The organism is Klebsiella sp. KP20-425-1 (assembly GCF_025813515.1).
GTDB classification, from domain to species: Bacteria; Pseudomonadota; Gammaproteobacteria; order Enterobacterales; family Enterobacteriaceae; genus Klebsiella; species Klebsiella pneumoniae.
Window position 1 is genome coordinate 2,350,824 of sequence record NZ_CP109614.1, and the last position, 17,940, is coordinate 2,368,763.

Annotated in this window: 21 protein-coding genes; 12 read left to right on the top strand and 9 right to left on the bottom strand. The window is 58.6% G+C overall.

The window, feature by feature from the left end; translation table 11 throughout:
• The first annotated feature begins 59 nt into the window (after positions 1–59).
• Entirely contained in the window at positions 60–629 is a 570-nt protein-coding gene (locus OHJ17_RS11530) for a helix-turn-helix domain-containing protein (protein WP_002907473.1), read from the top strand.
• 10 nt (positions 630–639) lie between these two features.
• Here the strand turns inward: OHJ17_RS11530 and OHJ17_RS11535 are convergent, their stop codons facing one another.
• A complete protein-coding gene (locus tag OHJ17_RS11535) occupies positions 640–807 on the bottom strand; it encodes a hypothetical protein (RefSeq protein WP_014343127.1) in 168 nt (55 codons plus the stop codon).
• Between the two features lie 33 nt (positions 808–840).
• Between OHJ17_RS11535 and OHJ17_RS11540 the strand changes: the two genes are divergently transcribed.
• Positions 841–2,802 (top strand): peptidase U32 family protein, encoded by a 1,962-nt coding sequence (locus OHJ17_RS11540; RefSeq protein WP_002907469.1) that lies wholly within the window; start codon positions 841–843, stop codon positions 2,800–2,802.
• A gap of 12 nt (positions 2,803–2,814) precedes the next feature.
• Here the strand turns inward: OHJ17_RS11540 and OHJ17_RS11545 are convergent, their stop codons facing one another.
• From OHJ17_RS11545 to OHJ17_RS11565, 5 genes are all read right to left on the bottom strand, one after another.
• On the bottom strand, positions 2,815–3,045 hold the full coding sequence (locus tag OHJ17_RS11545) for a DUF2554 family protein (protein WP_004143781.1): 231 nt from the start codon (positions 3,043–3,045) through the stop codon (positions 2,815–2,817).
• Positions 3,046–3,194: 149 nt separating this feature from the next.
• On the bottom strand, positions 3,195–3,521 hold the full coding sequence (locus OHJ17_RS11550) for a hypothetical protein (RefSeq protein WP_032433143.1): 327 nt from the start codon (positions 3,519–3,521) through the stop codon (positions 3,195–3,197).
• 95 nt (positions 3,522–3,616) lie between these two features.
• The gene (locus tag OHJ17_RS11555; RefSeq protein ID WP_004180143.1) at positions 3,617–3,742 is read right to left on the bottom strand and encodes a DUF2474 domain-containing protein; all 126 of its coding nucleotides are present in this window, start codon (positions 3,740–3,742) and stop codon (positions 3,617–3,619) included.
• A complete protein-coding gene (cydB, locus tag OHJ17_RS11560) occupies positions 3,742–4,752 on the bottom strand; it encodes a cytochrome d ubiquinol oxidase subunit II (RefSeq protein WP_031589990.1) in 1,011 nt (336 codons plus the stop codon). The genes OHJ17_RS11555 and cydB overlap by 1 nt, the downstream gene beginning before the upstream one ends.
• Positions 4,752–6,149, bottom strand: coding sequence for a cytochrome ubiquinol oxidase subunit I (locus tag OHJ17_RS11565; RefSeq protein ID WP_004189768.1), 1,398 nt, complete (start codon positions 6,147–6,149; stop codon positions 4,752–4,754). The genes cydB and OHJ17_RS11565 overlap by 1 nt, the downstream gene beginning before the upstream one ends.
• A gap of 687 nt (positions 6,150–6,836) precedes the next feature.
• Between OHJ17_RS11565 and OHJ17_RS11570 the strand changes: the two genes are divergently transcribed.
• From OHJ17_RS11570 to patD, 6 genes are all read left to right on the top strand, one after another.
• The gene (locus tag OHJ17_RS11570; RefSeq protein WP_004175937.1) at positions 6,837–8,249 is read left to right on the top strand and encodes an aminotransferase-like domain-containing protein; all 1,413 of its coding nucleotides are present in this window, start codon (positions 6,837–6,839) and stop codon (positions 8,247–8,249) included.
• 304 nt (positions 8,250–8,553) lie between these two features.
• Positions 8,554–9,699: a putative ABC transporter substrate-binding protein YdcS gene (gene ydcS / locus OHJ17_RS11575; RefSeq protein ID WP_002907384.1), complete on the top strand. Its 1,146-nt coding sequence runs from the start codon at positions 8,554–8,556 to the stop codon at positions 9,697–9,699.
• A 16-nt stretch (positions 9,700–9,715) separates the two neighbouring features.
• On the top strand, positions 9,716–10,729 hold the full coding sequence (locus tag OHJ17_RS11580) for an ABC transporter ATP-binding protein (protein WP_004151215.1): 1,014 nt from the start codon (positions 9,716–9,718) through the stop codon (positions 10,727–10,729).
• Between the two features lies 1 nt (position 10,730).
• The gene (locus OHJ17_RS11585) at positions 10,731–11,660 is read left to right on the top strand and encodes an ABC transporter permease (RefSeq protein ID WP_004189770.1); all 930 of its coding nucleotides are present in this window, start codon (positions 10,731–10,733) and stop codon (positions 11,658–11,660) included.
• Complete coding sequence (locus OHJ17_RS11590) at positions 11,650–12,456, top strand: ABC transporter permease (protein ID WP_004143773.1); 807 nt, start codon at positions 11,650–11,652, stop codon at positions 12,454–12,456. Before OHJ17_RS11585 ends, OHJ17_RS11590 begins: the two co-directional genes overlap by 11 nt.
• Positions 12,457–12,478: 22 nt before the next feature.
• A complete protein-coding gene (gene patD, locus OHJ17_RS11595) occupies positions 12,479–13,906 on the top strand; it encodes an aminobutyraldehyde dehydrogenase (RefSeq protein WP_004151216.1) in 1,428 nt (475 codons plus the stop codon).
• A 340-nt stretch (positions 13,907–14,246) separates the two neighbouring features.
• Here patD and OHJ17_RS11600 read toward each other — a convergent pair whose 3' ends face one another.
• Positions 14,247–14,369, bottom strand: a complete 123-nt coding sequence (locus tag OHJ17_RS11600; protein ID WP_004175940.1) for a small membrane protein — start codon at positions 14,367–14,369, stop codon at positions 14,247–14,249.
• 148 nt (positions 14,370–14,517) lie between these two features.
• On the opposite strand from OHJ17_RS11600, the gene OHJ17_RS11605 reads away from it, so the two are divergent.
• Complete coding sequence (locus OHJ17_RS11605) at positions 14,518–14,715, top strand: hypothetical protein (RefSeq protein WP_032433142.1); 198 nt, start codon at positions 14,518–14,520, stop codon at positions 14,713–14,715.
• A 137-nt stretch (positions 14,716–14,852) separates the two neighbouring features.
• A complete protein-coding gene (locus OHJ17_RS11610) occupies positions 14,853–15,104 on the top strand; it encodes a hypothetical protein (protein WP_002906893.1) in 252 nt (83 codons plus the stop codon).
• Between the two features lie 51 nt (positions 15,105–15,155).
• On the opposite strand, the gene yncL is transcribed toward OHJ17_RS11610, so the two are convergent.
• A complete protein-coding gene (gene yncL / locus OHJ17_RS11615) occupies positions 15,156–15,248 on the bottom strand; it encodes a stress response membrane protein YncL (protein ID WP_002906891.1) in 93 nt (30 codons plus the stop codon).
• 194 nt (positions 15,249–15,442) lie between these two features.
• On the opposite strand from yncL, the gene OHJ17_RS11620 reads away from it, so the two are divergent.
• A complete protein-coding gene (locus OHJ17_RS11620; RefSeq protein ID WP_002906888.1) occupies positions 15,443–15,616 on the top strand; it encodes a GhoT/OrtT family toxin in 174 nt (57 codons plus the stop codon).
• 88 nt (positions 15,617–15,704) lie between these two features.
• The gene (locus OHJ17_RS11625) at positions 15,705–16,454 is read left to right on the top strand and encodes an alpha/beta fold hydrolase (protein WP_004200090.1); all 750 of its coding nucleotides are present in this window, start codon (positions 15,705–15,707) and stop codon (positions 16,452–16,454) included.
• 13 nt (positions 16,455–16,467) lie between these two features.
• Here the strand turns inward: OHJ17_RS11625 and OHJ17_RS11630 are convergent, their stop codons facing one another.
• Positions 16,468–17,901, bottom strand: coding sequence for an aldehyde dehydrogenase (locus tag OHJ17_RS11630; protein WP_004180137.1), 1,434 nt, complete (start codon positions 17,899–17,901; stop codon positions 16,468–16,470).
• Positions 17,902–17,940: the final 39 nt, after the last annotated feature.

The window sequence follows — 17,940 nt, forward strand, 5'->3', positions numbered from 1 at the left end:
CGTCCTGAAAAAATCAGACAAATGGCGGTATACTTTGCGCAGTAAAAACAGGAGGAAGGATGAATATTGCGCAACATCTGGCGGCAACGCTTAAAACCCTGCGCCAGCAGCGAGGCTGGAGCCTGTCGCGACTGGCGGAAGAGACCGGGGTGTCGAAAGCCATGCTCGGGCAGATTGAGCGGAATGAATCAAGTCCAACGGTGGCGACGCTGTGGAAGATTGCCACCGGGCTGAACGTACCGTTTTCGGCGTTCATCGTCCCGGACGCCAGCGCCGCGCCCTCCGCGTTTGATCCGCAGCAGCAGGCGATGGTGGTGACGCCAGTATTCCCGTGGGATCCCGAGCTGCGCTTTGACCATTTTTCGATAACCCTTGCCCCCGGCGCGCTGAGCGAATCAACGCCGCATGAGAAAGGGGTGATTGAGCATGTGGTAGTGATAAGTGGTACGCTGGATTTGTGCTTACAAGGGGAGTGGCACTCGCTGCAGGCGGGTGAGGGTAGGCGTTTCGCCGGCGACGCGACGCATGCGTATCGTAACCGCGGCGCCCAGGCGGCCCATTTCCATTCTCTTATCCATTATCCAAAAGAAAAAACCGCGAGCGAACCCGCGGCCAGACAAGATGACTGATGATAACCACTCACAACGTGACGAGGAAAATCCGGAATACGTGATGACAGTACTCTTCGCCGTGATTTGAGGGAAATATCTTTTCCGTCAATACTTTGTTGAAAAGTGAAAATTCGTCGTCGCGCGACGGCGGAAAAGGTTTTCGTCTGCGCCCGGTTCTGACTACAATAGCCGCCATTTCGACCCCCTTATACTGGATAACAACACGCGTATGCGCCTGCACAATCATCGTCTTGAACTTCTTAGTCCTGCCCGCGACGCCGGTATCGCTCGCGAAGCGATCCTTCACGGCGCCGATGCCGTTTACATCGGTGGACCTGGCTTTGGTGCCCGCCACAACGCCAGCAACAGTCTGAGCGATATCGCCGGGCTGGTGCCTTTCGCTCATCGCTTTGGCGCAAAGGTATTTGTGACGCTGAACACCATTCTGCATGACGATGAACTGGAGCCGGCGCAGCGGCTGATTACCGATCTCTACGACGCAGGCGTCGATGCGCTGATCGTGCAGGATATGGGGATCATGGAGCTGGATCTGCCGCCGATTGAGCTGCATGCCAGCACCCAGTGCGATATTCGCAGTGTGGAAAAAGCGAAGTTTCTCTCCGACGCCGGCTTCAGTCAGATCGTGCTGGCGCGCGAACTGAACCTCAGTCAAATCAAAGCCATTTACGACCACACTGACGCCACTATCGAATTCTTTATCCATGGCGCGCTGTGCGTGGCCTATTCCGGGCAGTGTTACATTTCGCACGCCCAGACCGGACGCAGCGCCAACCGCGGCGACTGCTCACAGGCTTGCCGCTTGCCGTATACCCTGAAGGACGATCAGGGGCGGGTGGTGGCCTATGAGAAACATCTCCTGTCGATGAAGGATAACGATCAGACCGCCAACCTGGCGGCGCTGATCGACGCTGGCGTACGCTCCTTCAAAATTGAAGGCCGTTACAAAGACATGAGTTATGTGAAAAACATCACTGCGCACTATCGTCAAATGCTGGATGCCATTATCGAAGATCGCGGCGACCTGGCGCGCGCCTCGGCTGGACGCACCGAGCATTTCTTTATCCCGTCCACGGATAAAACCTTCCACCGGGGCAGCACTGACTACTTTGTTAATGCCCGCAAAGGCGATATCGGCGCCTTTGATTCGCCGAAATTTATCGGCCTGCCGGTGGGTGAAGTTCTGAAGGTAGGCAAAGACCATCTCGACGTTGAAGTCAGTGAACCGTTAACCAACGGCGATGGTCTCAACGTGATGATTAAGCGCGAAGTGGTGGGCTTCCGTGCTAATACCGTGGAAAAAACCGGCGAAAACCGTTATCGGGTATGGCCGAACGAGATGCCAGCGGATCTGCATAAAGTGCGCCCCCATCAGCCGCTCAACCGCAACCTCGATCATAACTGGCAACAGGCGCTGCTAAAGACCTCCAGCGAACGCCGCATCGCGGTAGATGTGACGTTGAGCGGCTGGCAGGAGCAGCTGGTTCTCACCATGACCTGTGAAGATGGCGTCAGCGTGACCCACACCCTTGACGGGGAGTTCGCCGAAGCTAACCAGGCGGAGAAAGCGCTGGCCAACCTGCGTGACGGTGTCACAAAACTGGGGCAAACCATCTACTATGCGCGCGAGGTGCAGGTTAATCTGCCGCCGCTGTTTGTGCCCAACAGCCTGCTCAACCAGCTGCGTCGGGAAACTGCGGAGATGCTGGATGAAGCGCGCCTCAACGCCTGGCAGCGCGGCACCCGCAAGCCGGTCTCCGTACCGCCGCCGGTCTACCCGGAGACCCATCTCTCCTTCCTCGCCAACGTCTATAACCACAAGGCGCGGGCGTTCTACCAGCGCTATGGCGTACAGCTCATCGACGCCGCCTATGAAGCGCACGAAGAGAAGGGCGATGTGCCGGTGATGATCACTAAGCATTGTCTGCGGTTCGCCTTCAACCTCTGCCCGAAGCAGGCGAAAGGCTCCATCAAGAGCTGGAAAGCCACGCCGATGCAGCTGATCCATGGCGATGAGGTCCTGACCCTGAAGTTTGACTGCCGTCCGTGCGAAATGCACGTGGTCGGCAAGATCAAAAACCATATCCTCAAAATGCCGCACCCGGGCAGCATTGTGGCCTCCGTCAGCCCGGACGATCTGATGAAGACGCTGCCGAAGCGCAAAGGGGCCTGATTCGAGTCGATGCTATTGGCAGGATGCCCGCGGTTTACGGTCGTCCTGCCAGCGGTGATGTTCGCGCAGGTCTGCGGCGGCCTCCTCGTGCTGGCTGCGAAGCTCATCGCTATCCGCTTCGTGCAGCAGCTGCTGTTCGAGACTTTGCACCGGAAAGTACTCGTGTCCCTGACGATGGGCCAACAGATGCCCGGAAAATAATGCGCACAGCAACAGCAGGGCGCTTATGCTTCTCTTTAACATACCTTTTCTCGACGGAACAATGGCGTGGACATACTATGTCAGGCGCAATGCAGGCTTTTTTTCGGGCATCTCAAAGAACGGCAAGAGTTTGTCAACGATGGCTGACGAAGGATGTAAAAAGGCCTGACGCGGAAGGCCAGGCCAGAGTGTTACGCTTTCGGCGGCAGCGGTTTCCCGCTGTGCTCGCTCCCTTTTGGCGGCTGCTTGCCGTTGTGCTGCGGCTGTTTACCGTTGTGCTGCGGCTGTTTACCGTCGTGCTGCGGCTGTTTGCCGTCGTGTTGCGGCTGTTTACCGTCTCGTTGTGGCTGTTTGTTGTTGTATTGCGCTTGCTTACCATCGTGTTGGCCGTTTTTCACCGGCGGTTTACCCTGATGCTGCGCGCCTTTTTCCGGCGGCGGCGGCGGGTTGTCGGCAGCAAAAGCCCATGACGACATTCCAAGCGTCATTACGGCGGAGAGTAAAGCTAACTTCTTCATAGCAATATCCTTTCTTCAGATGTATCGCCGTATTTCATCAGGCAAAAGTGAAGATAAGATGGAGAAGTCCCTTTTCGGACTTCTCTGCATCCCACTCAGACTTTTAGCCCTGCGGCGGTCATCAGCAGGCGAAACAGCAGGCTTATGGCGGCCAGCGTCAGTACGCTGCCTCCCCAGAGCGCGATCAGCCACAGCAGACGTTTAGGCCAGGCAGTACGCATCAGTGATATCCCTCCCCAGGCTGAACTTTGCCGCGGAACACGTAATAGCTCCAGCAGGTGTAGCCAAGAATGACCGGAATAATCAGCAGGGCGCCCACCAGCATAAAGCCCTGGCTTTGCGGGGGAGCGGCAGCCTGCCACAATGTGATGGCCGGCGGGATAATATGCGGCCAGATGCTGATCCCCAGTCCGCTGAAGCCGAGAAAGACCAGGCCCAGCGTCAGCGTGAAGGGCGAAACATGGCGGTCGCGCTGATGCAGCGTGCGCCACAGCCAGCCGCTAACGAGGATCACCAGCAGCGGTACCGGCAGCAGGAAATAGAGATTCGGCAGGCTGAACCAGCGGGCAGCAATCACCGGGTGCGCCAGCGGAGTCCACAGGCTGATGACGGCAAACACCGCCAGCAGGGCACCCAGCAACTGCCGCGATGCGCTGCGCATTCTCTGCTGCAGCGCGCCTTCACTTTTCATCACCAGCCAGGTGGCGCCGAGCAGCGCATAGGCCACGCACAGTCCGAGTCCGCAGAACAGGCTGAACGGGGTCAGCCAGTCAAACATGCCGCCGCTGAAGGCGCGACCGCTGACGGTGAAACCGTTGATCACCGCCCCGACCACCACGCCCTGGCTGAAGGTTGCCAGCAGGGAGCCGCCAAAAAAGGCGCGATCCCAGAATGGCCGGTGCGATGGCGTGGCCTGGAAGCGAAACTCAAAGGCCACGCCGCGAAAAATCAGGCCGATCAGCATCAGGGTCAGGGGGATCGACAGGGCGTCGATGATCACCGCGTAGGCGAGGGGAAAGGCGCCAAACAGGCCGGCGCCGCCGAGCACCAGCCAGGTTTCATTGCCATCCCATACCGGCGCGACGCTGTTGACCATTACGTCGCGATCCCCGCCGCCCCGCACCGTGCTGAACAGCAGGCCGATGCCCAGATCAAAGCCATCCATGACGATGTACATCAGCGTGGCAAAGACGATAATCACGAACCAGATCACCGATAATTCGATACCCATTAGCGGGACTCCTTCTGCAGATAACCTTCAGTGGCGGCAGACAGCGGGCGGGCTGGCGTACCGGTTGTCGCCGGGAGCATCTCCTGCGGCCCCTTGCGGATCAGGCGCAGCATATAGCTGTAGCCGACGCCGAAGACGGCGCTGTACACTACGATAAAGGTCAATAAACTGACCGACATATGCAGATCGCCATGAGCGGAAACGGCATCGGCGGTGCGCTGAACGCCATACACCACCCAGGGTTGGCGGCCCACCTCGGTGGTCACCCAGCCGGCGAGAATAGCGATCAGGCCGGATGGCCCCATCCACAGGGCAAAACGCAGAAACGGCCGCGAGTGGTATAGCCGGTCGCCGCGACGCAGCCACAGGGCCAGTACGCCCAGCAGCAGCATCAACATGCCCAGCCCGGCCATCAGGCGAAATGACCAGAACACCACAGTAGAATTCGGGCGCTCCTCAGGAGCGAACTCTTTCAACGCCGGCACCTGTTTATCAAGACTGTGGGTGAGGATCAGACTGCCCAGGGCCGGTATCTCAAGCCCGTAGCGGGTGCGCTGCTGGTCCATATCGGGCCAGCCAAACAGCAGCAACGGCGTTGGCTCACCCGGCGGATTTTCCCAGTGCCCCTCAATGGCGGCGATTTTCGCCGGCTGGTGCTTCAGGGTATTCAGGCCATGCATATCGCCGATCAGCGCCTGGACGGGGGCGACCAGCAGCGTCATCCATAGCGCCATCGAGAACATCTTACGGATCGCCGGCGACTGATTGCCGCGCAGCAGATGCCAGGCCGCCGAGGCGCCGACAAACAGCGCGCTACTGAGAAACGCCGCTACTGTCATATGCAATAATCGGTAGGGGAACGACGGATTAAAGATCACCGCCAGCCAGTCGACGGGCACGACCTGGCCATCAACGATCTCAAACCCCTGCGGGGTCTGCATCCAGCTGTTAGAGGCGAGGATCCAGAAGGTGGAGATGATAGTACCCAGCGCCACCATGCAGGTGGCGAAAAAGTGCAGCCCCGGCCCCACGCGGTTCCAGCCGAAAAGCATCACCCCGAGGAAGCCCGCTTCCAGAAAGAACGCCGTCAGGACTTCATAGGTCAGCAGAGGGCCGGTTATGCTGCCTGCAAACTGTGAGAAACCGCTCCAGTTGGTGCCGAACTGGTAGGCCATCACCAGCCCGGAAACGACCCCCATACCGAAGTTGACGGCGAAAATCTTCGACCAGAAATGGTACAGCGAGCGCCAGACGGGATTTTTTGTTTTTAGCCATAAGCCTTCGAGCACCGCCAGATAGCTGGCCAGCCCAATAGTAATGGCGGGGAAGATAATATGAAATGAGACCGTAAAAGCGAATTGAACTCGCGCCAGATGGAATGCATCAAGACCGAACATGCAGGACTCCACAACAAAATTGATTCAGCGCAATTTTAGGTGGGGTGACGACTGAGGGGCAGAGGCAGTCACGCCATTTTTTATCATAACAGTTGGCCGCTGTTATGATTTTTCAGCTGTTGCCAGGGCGAGAAAATATCCTTGCGCAACCTTGATTAATCCCTGCGGAAGGTGATTAGGCGTCTATTCCGCTGTCTGTCATATTATTGCTAACGGCTGGCTACGCGGCCCTGCCGCCGGTATGGCGTAGTCACCTGGTCGGCATAATATATCCTTACCACTCGCCGTAGCTCATATTTTGGCTTACGAAATCCGCCACGGATTTTTACTCTGATTTATTGTCACTCATTAGTATGAGAATAAGTAAAAACGCTGAGCCGGTTAATCGTAAATTAAAAAATAATAAATTGTCGGCTCCGCGGCTAATTTGTACTGTATAAGCTCGGGAATAAATAAAAGGGAATGCCAATGTCTGAAAAAGGATTACAGAGTCTGTGCATTACGCTTGGCGTAATGATTATCTTCTGGTTTGTTTTAATCTCGCTATTCTGGGTGGTGATATTTTAAACCCATCCCGTGCTATCACGGCGACGCGGCCGCCGCTGCAGATATAACAGTTACAGGAAACTATGATTTTTTTATAACTGATATATGATAATGGGACGTTATCGTACGGGGACGGCCGCAATGAAAAAGTATCAACAGTTGGCGCAGCAACTGACCGAGCAGATCGCCCTTGGCGTCTGGTTGCCTGGCGATCGGCTGCCGTCGCTGCGCGAGCAGGTGATCAGCAGCGGCATGAGCTTTATGACCGTCAGCCATGCCTATCAGCTGCTGGAAAGCCAGGGGCGCATCGTCGCCCGTCCGCAGTCGGGTTATTATGTTGCCCCCCAGCCGGTGAAGCTCCGCCAGCCGGCGCCGCCTGCCCAGGTCACTCGCGATGAAGCCGTCGATATCAATACCTATATCTTTGAGGTGCTCCAGGCCAGCCGCCAGGCGTCGATGCTGCCCTTTGCCTCGGCCTTTCCGGACCCGCGTCTCTTCCCGCTGCAGCAGCTCAACCGCTCGCTGGCGCAGGTGAGTAAAACCGCCACCGCCATGAGCGTCATTGAGAATCTGCCGCCGGGCAATGCAGAACTTCGGCATGCCATTGCCCGTCGCTATGCCCTGCAGGGGATGAACGTCTCGCCGGACGAGATCGTCATCACCGCCGGGGCGCTGGAGGCGCTTAACCTCAGCCTGCAGGCGGTGACCGAGCCGGGAGACTGGGTGGTGGTGGAAAACCCCTGCTTCTACGGCGCCCTGCAGGCGCTGGAGAGGCTGCGTTTGAAAGCATTGTCGGTAGCCACTGACGTCAGGGAAGGCATTGATCTGACGGCGCTGGAGGCGGCCCTGCAAAACTATCCGGTGAAGGCCTGTTGGCTGATGACCAACGGCCAGAATCCGCTCGGCTTCACCCTCAGCGCTGAAAAAAAAGCGGCGCTGGTGGCGCTGCTGGCGCGCTATAACGTGATGTTGATCGAAGATGATGTCTACAGCGAGCTCTATTTTGGCCGCGAAAAGCCGTTACCGGCGAAGTTCTGGGATCGCCAGGAGATGACGCTGCACTGCAGCTCGTTCTCAAAATGTCTGGTACCCGGCTTTCGTATCGGCTGGGTGGCGGCCGGCAAACAGGCGCGGCGGATCCAGCAGCTCCAGCTGATGAGTACGCTTTCCACCAGTTCGCCGATGCAGTTAGCCCTGGTGGATTACCTGTCCACCAAGCGCTATGACGCCCACCTGCGCCGTCTACGTCGTCAGCTGGCGGAGCGTAAACAGCAGGCCTGGCAGGCGCTGCTGCGCCATCTGCCGCCGGAGGTCGTCGTCCACCACAGCGACAGCGGCTACTTTCTGTGGATCGAACTACCGGAAGGGGCCGACGCTAGCGCACTTAGCGCCCGGGCGCTGGCGTCGCACATCAGCATTGCCCCAGGGAAAATGTTCTCCACCTCCGACAGCTGGACCTCGTTTTTCCGTTTTAATACCGCCTGGGGCTGGGGGGAACGCGAAGAGCAGGGGGTGAAGCGCCTGGGGGAGCTTATTCGCGAACAGCTTGCCTGACCCTGTCGTTTATTTTTCTCATCATAAACATTCTGCGAAAATAAGCGAAAGAGGATTTTTATCGAGGCCGGTCATTATTTTACCGGCGCTCACCATAGGAAATATGCATACCCCTCCTCATTCCCTAACTCGTTGTCTATAATCCATAAAGTCCTGCTTGTGTTGGCGATTTTTACGTAATGCGTCCCGGGTCACAACCTGAATAAATTCCCCTGGGGGCGTTAATCCGCTGACTACCCTTATTTCAGGAGATATTTTTACGGCACGGCTGCCGCTAATTCCTTTGTGACAGGAGTAACACCTGATGAGCAAAAAAATTGCCCGTTGCAGCCTTTATGTGCTGGGTATGGCTTGTTTGACCGTTCAGGCGGCAGAGCCGCTCACCTCGCTGGATAAACCGGAAGGGCGGCTCGATATTATTGCCTGGCCGGGATATATCGAACGCGGTCAGACCGACAAACAGTACGACTGGGTGAGTCAGTTCGAAAAGGACACCGGTTGCCAGGTTAATGTCAAAACCGCTGCCACCTCTGACGAGATGGTCAGTCTGATGGCCAAAGGCGGCTACGATCTGGTCACCGCCTCGGGTGATGCTTCGCTGCGCCTGATCATGGGCAAACGCGTGCAGCCGATCAACACGGCGCTGATTGCCGGCTGGGGCTCCCTTGATCCGCGTATTGCGAAGGGGGCGTGGTTTAACGTCGGCGGTAAAGTCTATGGCACGCCGTATCAGTGGGGGCCGAACCTGCTGATGTACAACACCCGCGTATTCCCGACGCCGCCGGACAGCTGGCGCGTGGTGTTCGTCAAGCAGGATCTACCGGATGGTAAAACCAACCAGGGGCGGGTGCAGGCCTATGATGGCCCGATCTATATCGCCGACGCCGCGCTGTTTGTCAAAGCCACCCAGCCGCAGCTGGGGATCGAAGACCCCTATCAACTGACCGAAACCCAGTACAACGCGGTGCTGAAAGTCCTGCGCGACCAGCAACCGCTGATCCATCGCTACTGGCATGACGCCACCGTACAGATGAACGACTTCAAAAACGAAGGGGTAGCCGCCTCCAGTTCGTGGCCCTATCAAGCCAACGGCCTGAAGGCGGAAGGCCAGCCGGTCGCCACCGTGTTCCCGAAGGAGGGGGTAACCGGCTGGGCGGATACCACCATGCTGCACAGCGAGGCGAAGCACCCGGTCTGCGCCTATAAATGGATGAACTGGTCGCTCACGCCGAAGGTGCAGGGCGATGTGGCGGCCTGGTTCGGTTCGCTGCCGGTGGTGCCTGAGGGCTGTAAAGCCAGCGCGCTGCTCGGTGATAAAGGCTGTGAGACCAACGGCTATGAGCAGTTTAACCGCATTCACTTCTGGAAAACGCCGGTTGCGGAAGGCGGGAAATACGTGCCCTATAGCCGCTGGACTCAGGACTATATTGCGATAATGGGCGGCCGCTAAGGATCGGAGGCAAACAATGACGTACGCGGTCGAGTTCCAGAATGTATCGCGCCTGTATGGCGATGTGCGGGCGGTGGATGGGGTTAGCATTGGCATACGCGATGGAGAGTTTTTCTCGATGCTGGGTCCGTCCGGCTCGGGTAAAACCACCTGCCTGCGGCTGATTGCCGGTTTTGAGCAGCTCTCCGGCGGAACCATCCATATCTTTGGTCAGCCGGCCAGCGAACTGCCGCCCTGGCAGCGGGATGTGAATACCGTGTTCCAGGACTACGCGCTATTTCCCCACATGTCGATCCTTGACAACGTCGCTTACGGCCTGATGGTCAAAGGCATGGCGAAGAAAGCGCGCCATGCCCGCGCCCAGGAGGCGCTGGAGAAGGTGGCCCTTGGCTTTGCTCATCATCGCAAGCCCTCCCAGCTCTCCGGCGGCCAGCGGCAGCGGGTCGCGATTGCCCGGGCGCTGGTGAACCAGCCGCGGGTGCTGCTGCTCGATGAGCCGCTGGGCGCCCTGGATTTGAAACTACGCGAGCAGATGCAGGTGGAGCTGAAAAAGCTGCAGCAGTCGCTGGGGATCACCTTCATCTTCGTGACCCACGACCAGAGCGAAGCGCTGTCGATGTCGGATCGCGTGGCGGTGTTTAACAACGGGCGCATTGAGCAGGTGGATGCCCCGCAGGATCTCTATCTGCACCCCAGGACCGCATTTGTGGCCGGTTTTGTCGGCACCGCCAACGTTTTTGCAGCCGAGGCGGCCCGACGATTGTGCGGGATGGCGGGCAGCTGGTCGCTGCGTCCGGAGCATGTTCGCCTGCAGGGCGGCGGCGAGGTGCAGGTGCAGGGCGTGGTGCAGGCGGTGCAGTATCAGGGGGCGGCGACGCGGATCGAGCTCCGCCTCGCGGATGGCGACAAACTGCTGGTCAGCCAGGCCAACATCGATGGCGCGGCGGCGGCCAGCGTTCCGCGAACCGGGCAAATAGTACAGGCGTCATGGTCGCGCTCGGCGATGACCCCGCTGGAAAGCGGAGGCTGAGATGACCATGGCAATAATTCCTGCGCAGACCGGGCGCATATCGGGGATCTTCTGGCGCCGACCGGCGCTGGGCCTGTTTTTACTGCTGCTCGGGCCGCTGATGTGGTTTGGCATCGTCTATCTGGGATCGCTGCTGACCCTGCTGTGGCAGAGCATTTATACCTTTGACGACTTCACCATGTCAGTGACCAGCGATTTCACGCTGGCTAACCTGCGGGCGCTGTTCAACCCTGCCAACTACGACATTATTGTGCGGACCCTGGTGATGGCGCTGTGCGTCACTCTGGCCAGCGCGCTGCTGGCACTGCCGATGGCCTGGTATATGGCGCGCTACACCAGCGGCAAAATGAAGGCCTTCTTTTATATCGCGGTCATGCTACCAATGTGGGCCAGCTATATCGTCAAAGCCTATGCGTGGGTGCTGCTGCTGGCGAAAGATGGCGTGGCGCAGTGGTTCCTCGGTCATCTTGGACTGGAGGGGGCGCTGAACGCGCTGTTGAGCGTCCCGGCGGTCGGCGGCAATACCTTGTCCACCTCCGGCCTTGGACGCTTTCTGGTGTTCGTCTACATCTGGCTGCCGTTTATGATCCTGCCGGTGCAGGCGGCGCTGGAGCGTATTCCGGGATCGTTGCTACAGGCCTCGGCCGATCTCGGCGCGGCCCCGCGGCAGACCTTTCGCTACGTGGTGCTGCCGCTGGCCATTCCCGGCATCGCCGCTGGGTCGATCTTCACCTTTTCGCTGACGCTAGGCGACTTTATCGTGCCGCAGCTGGTGGGCCCGCCGGGATACTTTATCGGCAATATGGTTTACTCGCAGCAGGGGGCGATCGGCAATATGCCGATGGCGGCGGCGTTTACCCTGGTGCCTATCGTCTTGATTGCCCTCTATCTGGCGTTCGTGAAACGTCTGGGAGCCTTCGATGCACTCTGAACGCGCGCCCTGGTATCTGCGACTGGCGACCTGGGGAGGGGTGATATTCCTCCACTTTCCGCTGCTGATTATCGCCATCTATGCTTTTAATACGGAAGATGCAGCTTTTAGCTTTCCGCCGCAGGGGCTGACGCTGCGCTGGTTCAGCGAGGCGGCCGGGCGCAGCGACATTCTGCAGGCAGTGACACTGTCACTTAAGATCGCCGCCCTGTCGACCGCCATTGCCTTAGTGCTTGGCACGCTGGCTGCAGGAGCCCTGTGGCGCAGCGCCTTTTTTGGCAAAAATGCGGTGTCGCTACTGCTGCTGCTGCCTATCGCCCTGCCGGGGATCATTACCGGCCTGGCGCTCCTGACGGCGTTCAAAGCGGTCGGCCTTGAGCCTGGCCTGCTGACGATCGTGGTGGGGCACGCGACCTTCTGCGTGGTGGTGGTGTTTAACAACGTCATCGCCCGCTTCCGCCGGACTTCGTGGAGTATGGTGGAAGCCTCGATGGATTTAGGCGCTACCGGTTGGCAGACCTTTCGTTACGTAGTGCTGCCCAATCTGGGGTCGGCGCTGCTGGCGGGGGGAATGCTGGCATTCGCTCTGTCGTTTGATGAAATTATCGTTACCACTTTTACCGCGGGGCATGAACGCACCTTGCCGCTGTGGTTGCTGAATCAGCTGGGGCGGCCGCGAGATGTGCCCGTCACCAACGTTGTCGCGCTGTTGGTGATGCTGGTAACGACGATACCAATCTTAGGGGCCTGGTGGCTCACCCGCGACGGCGATAACGACGCCGGAAACGGGAAATAAAACCATGAAACAGGATAATGCTATGCAACACAACCTATTGATAAACGGTAAGTTAGTGGCAGGTGAAGGCGAGAAGGTTCCGGTATATAACCCTGCAACCGGCGAAGTGATCCTGGAGATTGCCGAAGCGACAGCGGCCCAGGTCGATGCCGCCGTTGAGGCGGCGGACCGGGCATTCGATGCCTGGAGTCAGACGACGCCGAAGACGCGTGCGGAATGTCTCCTGAAGCTGGCGGACGCCATCTCGGCGCAGGCTGAAACCCTGGCGCAGCTGGAGTCGCTGAACTGCGGCAAGCCGCTGCACTGCGTGATTAATGATGAAATGCCGGCCATCGTCGACGTCTTCCGCTTCTTCGCCGGCGCCGCTCGCTGCCTGCCGGGGATGGCGGCCGGAGAGTATCTCGAAGGGCATACCTCAATGATCCGCCGCGATCCGGTGGGCGTGGTGGCCTCCATCGCGCCGTGGAACTATCCGCTGATGATGGCGGCCTGGAAGCTGGCCCCGGCGCTGGCGGCGGGCAACTGCGTAGTGATAAAACCCTCGGAGATCACCCCGCTGACGGCGCTGAAGCTGGCGGAGCTGGCAAAAGATATCTTCCCGGAGGGGGTTATCAACGTGCTGTTTGGCCGCGGTAAAACGGTGGGCGACCCCTTGACCGCCCACGTTAAAGTGCGAATGGTCTCCCTGACCGGATCGATTGCCACCGGAGCCCATATCATTGGCCATACCGCCTCGTCGATTAAACGCACCCACATGGAGCTGGGCGGTAAGGCGCCAGTGATCGTTTTTGACGATGCGGACATCGATGCGGTGGTGGATGGGGTGCGGACCTTCGGTTTTTACAACGCCGGCCAGGACTGCACGGCCGCCTGCCGGATCTACGCCCAGCAGGGTATCTATGACCAGCTGGTGGAGAAACTTGGGGCGGCGGTGGCCAGCCTGAAAATGGGGGCGCCGGAGGACGCTGCCACCGAACTGGGTCCGCTGAGCTCGCTGGCCCATCTTGAGCGCGTTAGCGCGGCGGTGGAAGCCGCAAGGGCGCTGCCGCACATTAAGGTGGTCACCGGCGGCAGTCGGGCTGACGGCGCGGGCTATTACTTCCAGCCGACGCTGCTCGCCGGCGCCCGGCAGGAAGACGCTATTGTCCAGCGCGAAGTGTTTGGTCCGGTAGTCAGCGTGACGCCTTTCAGCGATGAAGCGCAGGCCCTGAGCTGGGCGAATGACTCTCAGTATGGCCTGGCCTCCTCGGTATGGACGAAAGATGTCGGTCGCGCCCATCGTCTTAGCGCCAGGCTGCAGTACGGCTGCACCTGGGTCAATACCCACTTTATGCTGGTCAGCGAAATGCCGCACGGTGGCCAGAAGCTGTCAGGCTACGGCAAGGACATGTCGATGTATGGCCTTGAGGATTATACCGTGGTCCGCCATGTGATGGTTAAGCATAGCTAAAGGATTGACCATTTAGCGCCAGGCGACTATTGCGCGATGGGTGTGTTAGGCCGCTAATAGTCACAATGGCAAAAATTGTCAAAACTCAACCCAGGGGATATGAGATTATTCTGATGCCCCTTCAAGAGCTAAGCCATCATGAGTGCCGGAGATAAGCGCCGGATGGGGTCCGCCAGTCACCCTGGGCGCACAGCGCCCGGCGGGTGGGGCGGCAACATCGCGGTTCGCGACCGAATTGCGGCCCCTGTCTGTCGGCAGGGGCTTTTTTGTGCTCGCAGAAGAGCGAAGAGATGAGCCGGCCAGTCGCGCCGGGATGACGAGAATACCGCTTTAACTACTTTCAGCGCTTGGTTTTTTTGCTGGGCAGGCTGGCGCTGCGCCGGTCACGAATGTAGGAAATAAGATTATACACCGCCGCGACCAGCAGGATTAGCGCGATGACCAGCGTGATGATTCCGGACATATCCACCTCGAAATTCACAGCGCGAACTGCGCTAAAGCATTACCAATGGTTATGAATGTAAGTATTATCTGACGCGAAGGCAAATGATATTTGTTGTCATTTAGCGCTATTTCTGGCTCTTATCCGTGATGACGGAGATGAAGAGGTTATGTTACAACGGCTTGCCATCGCCATTTATCTTCTTACGATGACGGCCCGTGCGATATATTGCGCCTGTGGCGAAGGCGGCGATCCTTTTCCCCTTGCCGACGGCGAAATATTTTCCTTATTAGCGAAATTAACTCGCCTGAACAGAAAGTATTTCACGGCTAGAGATAAGCTTTTAATATTTACGGTTATCGCATGATATTTGTTCTGAATATTTTATAGCCCTGAGGCAGAGGCAAATACCGGATGCCGCCAGGTAGCGCGCCCCGGGTTTGACTTTCCGCCGCCGCTCATGCGATCATTTAGGGCATATTAGGTTTTGACGTTGATGTCGCTGTGAAAATTTTTGCTTTTATTCTGCTGGCTATCGGCGCTGTGGCGCTGAGCTATGGTAATGCCCCGGCGAAACGAATCCAAAGCTGTGAGAAGATGGGCGTAGGGCAGGCCGTCTGCGCCGCCGCCGAATGGGATAGTGAAAAAGTCAATGTACTGCCGCGCTATAACCCCAGTCTTAATAAGGTAATAGCTGCCGCGCAGTTAGCCCCCGCCGCCCGACAGCAAGATAACAACTCTGTTGTTCGCGCGTAAAAAAGCAGCCTCCGGGGCTGCTTTTTTAGGTTTCGTTGCTGAATTAAATGATTAAAACCAGCCAAATCTTACGGACAGCAGGCTGATAAGCGCGAACGCGGCGCAGACATTAATCATAACGACGGTTTTACTGGAGACATCCATAGCGCCACCCTAATGAGTAAGTCCTAAAGGTATAGTACGGCGCCAGCGGTTGCGCTATCAGATTAAGACGAATCAGGCTTTATTCTGAATATTCAGCCCGTTTCTGATTTTGTTATACAGGTATCTCTGAATCACGACGTCATGGCAGATAATCATCCCACCATGGAACGCCCTCAGGGAAGGAAAAAGTAAGAATGACGTTATATCAAAAAATGTTGGTGTTTTACGCCATTATGGGCGTGATATGCGCCGTGATTAGCTGGTTTTTAACCAAAGAGAGCCGGATGATCCGCCTGCTGGCGGCCCTGCTGATCGGCGCCACCTGGCCGTTCAGCTTCCCGATGGCGCTGCTCGTCTCGCTGTTTTAACCCTCAGGCGCTAGACGGCAGAAAGGGGTAGCACAAAGGATAAGGTTACTGTATAAAAAAACAGTAACCTTATCATGGAGGCATACAGGTGAACGGTTTTTATTCGTCCGTCGCTGGCGCCACGCTGCGCTGGCACGATTTCCCGGGAGATGGCCTTCCGGTGGTGTTTATCCACGGCCTTGGCTGCGCGTCATCCTACGATTATCCCCGAATTGCCAGCGATCCCGCGCTCCGAGAACGGCGCAAAATACTCATCGATCTGCCGGGCTTCGGCTATAGCGATAAACCGCGCGTGTTTAGTTACAACATACATGAGCAGGCTTTAGTTTTGGAGCAGTTCCTCAGCCACCTGCGCCTGCAGCGCTTCGCGCTGTTCGGGCATAGCATGGGAGGGAGCATCGCCATCGAAGCGGCGGGGCTACTGGGCGAGCGGGTGACCACGCTGCTGGTCTCGGAACCCAACCTGTTCGCCGGCGGCGGCGAGTACAGCAGGCGCATTGCGGCGCAGTCAGAGTCAGCCTTTGTCGCTGACGGCTATGCCAGGCTGCTGGCGGAGGAGCGCTCGCCGTGGGCGGGTTGTTTACAAAACAGCGCCCCCTGGGCCGTCTGGCGGGCTGCCAGCAGCCTGATACGCGGCAGCGACACGCCCTGGTTTACCCAGCTATGCCAGCTGCGCTGCCAGAAAATGCTGATCGTCGGAGAGCGGTCGCTCCCTTATGCGGATAGCGACCTCGTTCAGGCACAAGGGATCCCGGTCGGCATCGTGCCCCATGCCGGACACTCGATGGCGTGGGAAAACCCGCAGGGGCTGGCGCAGCTTATCGCCAGCCATAGTTAAGAGGCGCTGGGCCTCAGAAGGGAAGCTCGCGGGGCTGGGTCTGGATCGTTATCCAGCGCAGCTCGGTGAATTCCGCGATCCCGGCCCGCCCGCCAAAGCGGCCATAGCCGGAGGCTTTGCAGCCGCCAAACGGCATTTGCGCCTCATCATGCACCGTTGGGCCATTGATATGGCAAATCCCGGTATGCAGACGTTGCGCTACGTTCCACGCTCTGGCGCTGTCGCGGCTGTAGACCGCAGCGGAAAGACCATATTCGCTGTCGTTGGCCACCGCCAGCGCCTCCTCTTCGCTATGAACGCGAATAATCGCTTTCACCGGACCGAAGGACTCTTCACGCCACAGGCGCATCTCGCGGGTCACGCCGTCCAGCAGGGTCGGGCTCATATGGGTATCGTTGGCTCTACCACCGGTCAGCAGGCGAGCGCCTTTCGCTAACGCATCGTCAATGAGCGCGTTGCAGCGGGCGATGGTGTTCATATCGACAACCGGGCCCGTGAGGGCGGCAGGCAGGGCGGCGGCGCGCCTGGCCAGCAGCGGGATAAACGCCTCCGCTACGGCATTGTCGACAATAATGCGCTCGGTGGACATGCAGATCTGCCCGGCGTTGGCGAAGGCGCCAAAAACAGCGCCCGCCGCCGCTTGCTCAATATCAGCATCGTCCAGCACCAGCAGGGGCGCTTTTCCACCGAGCTCGAGCACCGCTGGTTTCAGATACTGTCCGCAGGTGCGGGCGATAATGCGCCCCACCGGTGTGGAGCCGGTAAAGTTAACGCGCCGCACCGCCGGGTGGGCGATCAGCGATTCCACCAGCGCCGGCGCATCTTCAGGCGCACAGGTAAGATAGTTCACCACGCCCGGCGGGAAGCCCGCCGCGTCAAGGGCGTCGATAATCAGTCCCTGAGTGGCGGGGGAAAGTTCGGCGCCCTTAAGGATCACCGTGTTGCCACAGGCCAGCGGCGTCGCCAGGGCCCGGGTGGCCAGAATCAGCGGCGCGTTCCACGGCGCCATGCCCAGCACCACTCCCGCCCCCTGGCGGACGCCCATCGCCAGGTTACCCGGCACGTTGGACGGAATTATTTGCCCTTCAATCTGGGTGGTCAGCGCCGCCGCTTCACGCAGAATATCTGCCGCCAGATGAACGTTAAATCCGGCCCAGTGCGCGGTCGCGCCGGTCTCCGCGGCCATGGCGGCGATAAATTTCGCCTCCCGCAACAGCATCTGTTCCGCCGCCTCGAGCAGTAAGCGACGTCGTTCCGCCGGCGCAGTATCGCGCCACAGCGGAAAGGCGCAGGCCGCGGCTTCGACGCAGCGTTTGCCGTCGGCGAGGCTGGCGGCAGCGGCCACCGAGGCTGCCTCATCGTGGGCCGGGTGGCGTCGGGTAAAGGTGCGGCGGCCTTCGGCATCGTGCCACTGGCCGTTAATGTACAGATTGCAGGTGATTGTCATGGTGGAAACCTCTTGTTCTGCGGTTCCCCCAGTGTACCG